This window comes from Methylorubrum podarium (genome assembly GCF_022179745.1).
Taxonomy (GTDB): domain Bacteria; phylum Pseudomonadota; class Alphaproteobacteria; order Rhizobiales; family Beijerinckiaceae; genus Methylobacterium; species Methylobacterium podarium.
This window is the reverse complement of record NZ_BPRD01000524.1, coordinates 1-3241: the sequence shown is the minus strand read 5'-3', so window position 1 is coordinate 3241 and position 3241 is coordinate 1. Positions and strand designations below refer to the sequence as shown.

The window sequence follows — 3241 nt, the reverse complement described above, 5'->3', positions numbered from 1 at the left end:
TGACCCCTACCATGTCAAAGTTATTTGCTGAGTTTCTGCGAGCCTCCCCGAACCTCCGCCAGCATCCGTAAGCCATTGATCTGGCGTTGCTTCTACCTGTTCCGTCTTGTACCTTGCCTCCGCGAGCATCCCGTGGCGTCCCTATGACGTGCCGTCACGGTGCCGTCACGGGAGGCGGATGGATGGCAAAGACGAGGATCACGAAGCGGTCGGTGGACGGCCTCGATCCAACGGACAAGGCTTTCGTGGTCTACGACACCGAGCTTTCCGGGTTCGGTGTGCGGGTCGCCCCCTCTGGCTCGAAAACCTACATCGTGGAGTATCGCCCCGGCAGCGGCGGCCGGTCTGTGCGGAGCGTTCGGCTGGCACTCGGCCGCCACGGCGTCATCACCGCAGACGAGGCGCGCAAGCTCGCTCGCGATCGGCTCGCTCAGGCACGCCACGGTGATGATCCAGCCGCACAGCGTCGGCAGGAACGTGAGGCCAAGACCGTGAGCCAGATCGCCGAAGTCTGGATGACAGAATCGGTTGAGCCGAAGCTCGCAGCCGGCACCGCGACCCTCTACCGGCACTACCTGGACAAGCACGTCCGGCCCGCCCTCGGCACCCGGAAGGCAATGACCATCACGTCAGCCGACATCGACGCCTTGCACGGGAGGCTCGGGAAGGCAGGGACCAAAGCCACGGCCAATCGTCTTTCCTCGATGCTCTCGGCGATGTTCAATTTTGCCGCCCGTCGCAGCCTCGTCCCCGCGGGCTTCACCAACCCTGTCCGCGGCCTGGAAAAGTTCACCGAGGAGAAGCGAGAGCGCTACCTATCCACCGCGGAGCTCCAGCGCCTGGGGGCCGTCCTGCGGGATGCGGAGACGGTCGGAATCTCCTGGGAGCCCGATCCCACCAAAAAAACGAAGCACGCCGCCAAACCGGAAAACCGGCGAGAAATCTATTCGCCCCACGTCGTCGGTGCGATTCGGCTGTTGCTGCTCACCGGCTGCCGCCTCCGTGAAATTCTCAACCTTCGATGGGGAGACGTCGACTTCGAGCGCGGCATGATCTTCCTCGCCACGTCGAAGACGGGCCGGCGCGCGGTGGTCCTGAATGCCCCTGCCTTCGCAGTGCTTGAGGGTTTGCCTCGCGCCGGAGATTACGTCATCGCCAGCAGTGACCCGGCGAGGCCCCGCACCGATCTCAAGAAGCCGTGGGCCCGAATCACCGAGGCCGCCGAGTTGCCCGGCCTCAGGATCCACGATCTGCGCCATTCATTCGCGAGCATCGGCGCGGGCGGCGGCATGGGCCTCCCGATCGTTGGGAAGCTCCTCGGGCACACCCAACCCTCTACGACGGCACGCTATGCGCACCTCGACGCGGATCCGGTCCGAGCGGCATCCGATCGAATCGGCAGTACGATCTCTGCAGCATTGGAAAGCAAGCCGCTGGCAGAGGTGATTCAGATCGCAGGTGTCCGCAAGCAGGCTTGACTAGAACGAAGCATCCCATACTATCTCTCAGCCTGCCGGTTCTACCCCGGGAGGACGTCCGTTTCAGGCGATCTGGCGCCTGAAGTCTGGCTACTCACAAATTCCGCTGCCCGGATGGTCCGGTGTGCGCGATACAGCGTCAGCCTCGCTTGTGAGGCGTGCTGGTCTTAGGACCGCACGCTTCTTCTATGCCTGTCCTAGACCAGCCGCCCCACTCGCAAAACGTGGGGAAGTAAGTTGGAAAGTACAGCTAAGATCCAAGTCGAAAATCGGCTTTTAACAACTCAAGAATCCGCGAATTACGTCGGACTTGGTGTTCATCGACTCGAAAAGCTGCGAATCAGCGGCGGCGGCCCCGAGTTCATCAAGCTCGGCAGATCCGTCCGATACGAGCGGGCCGCGCTGGATGCGTGGATCGCCGCGTCCCGCCGTCGCTCCACTTCGGAGGCGAAGGCGTGATGCTCGGCCTTCCCCCTCCCCGACCCGTCCAGCCCGGCGAACTGGACCAAATCCTCGAAGAGCTCGCAGAAGGCGGGATCGAGCCAAACCGCCTGCGCGTCCTCCGTCGCGCTGTTGAGCGCGGCTGCCCCTCGGATCTCGCAGCAGCCGTGGCCGATGCCTTCGACCACCGGCAACAGGAAACTCAAGCTACCGAGGAGTCGCGATGAGCGCGCTTTCATTCTCCCAGCGCTGCGATCAAGCCATGCGGTGCGAGGCCATGTTCGCTGGCGCCGAATGGGCAGCGGAGGCGAGTTTTCCGACCCTGGTAACGCTCGCGAACCTGGACGTCGAAGCGATAGCCGATCGGCCCGGCGATCTACGGGACGCCGCCTGGGCGCTCACCGATCCACAATGCCTGTCCGGTGACGCGTGGGCGGAAACCCATCTTGGCACCCCTGATCCGTCGCCAACCTGGATTCGTTACTGGATCGCGGGCGCGATGGAGGAGTTCCGCCTGAGTTTCGAGAAAGGCCGTGCCGGCGCCCCGCGCGAGGTCACCGCATGAACGACTCACGCGGCCGGGCCTACAAAGGCGGCCTGACGGCGCTCGCTCGCGGGAAACTCACCGTGGGCGCATTCTACCGCAACTCCGAGAAGACTGTGGAGCTCCGGCTTCACGACGCACGCGGCAGGACGCAGGAGGCGGTGCTGAGCCTCCCGCAGGCCCGTGAAGCATTGCTGCACCTTTCGGGTGCCGTGGCAGCCCTCGAATCTCTCGCCCGCCACGACGGGTCGCCCTGTAGCTCCGCGCCTCGTGAGGGTGCGGCAGAGTCCCAGACCGATGAACAAGCCGGCTGACCCGCGCACGCGAACGGTTCGTGCGGAGGAGGAAGCACGGCTAACACGCCAGAAATTCGAATTGCTGGAGGTGGCCAGCACCGACGAACGCCTCAAGCCGGGCGAGTTTCGGTTTTTCTCGCGCCTGCTCAAACACCTCGACAAGGGAACCTGGACGGCAACTGTCGGCGACGAACGCATGATTGCCGAGGTGCCAAAGTGTGGGGATAGCTCAGTCTGCAACTCACACCGGAAGGCGCTCGCGAGCCATGGGTGGCTCACCTATGAGCCGGGCAATGGCAAGCGAGCGACGGTCTACAGCTTTCCCCAGGAGCCGCCGTACGACGCAATCATGAAGCTCGACGCCCGGCAGCGGACGCTTTCCGACCGCAGAGAGCAGCGAGGCTTCAGGTCCCAAAATCAGGATCGAGACCTGGGCGGTGAACCAACCCAGGGGTGGGCCAGAAACCAACCCAGGGGTGGGC

The 3241-nt window shown here is 64.0% G+C and carries 4 protein-coding genes; all 4 read left to right on the top strand.

All coding sequences use genetic code 11. The features are described 5' to 3' along the window. The first annotated feature begins 182 nt into the window (after positions 1–182). Positions 183–1478, top strand: coding sequence for a site-specific integrase (locus tag MFF42_RS22685; protein WP_238257942.1), 1296 nt, complete (start codon positions 183–185; stop codon positions 1476–1478). Positions 1479–1715: 237 nt separating this feature from the next. Further along, entirely contained in the window at positions 1716–1937 is a 222-nt protein-coding gene (locus MFF42_RS26625) for a helix-turn-helix transcriptional regulator (protein ID WP_373875211.1), read from the top strand. A 205-nt stretch (positions 1938–2142) separates the two neighbouring features. Next, positions 2143–2484 carry a hypothetical protein gene (locus MFF42_RS22675; protein WP_238257938.1) on the top strand — a complete coding sequence of 114 codons (342 nt, stop codon included), beginning with the start codon at positions 2143–2145 and terminating at the stop codon, positions 2482–2484. A gap of 276 nt (positions 2485–2760) precedes the next feature. Beyond that, on the top strand, positions 2761–3241 hold a 481-nt coding region (locus MFF42_RS22670; RefSeq protein ID WP_238257937.1), incomplete at its 3' end, for a hypothetical protein.

Coding starts and splice junctions, on each gene's coding strand:
- MFF42_RS22685 (WP_238257942.1), top strand. CDS start 183: ATGGCAAAGACGAGGATCACGAAGCGGTCGGTGGACGGCCTCGATCCA.
- MFF42_RS22675 (WP_238257938.1), top strand. CDS start 2,143: ATGAGCGCGCTTTCATTCTCCCAGCGCTGCGATCAAGCCATGCGGTGC.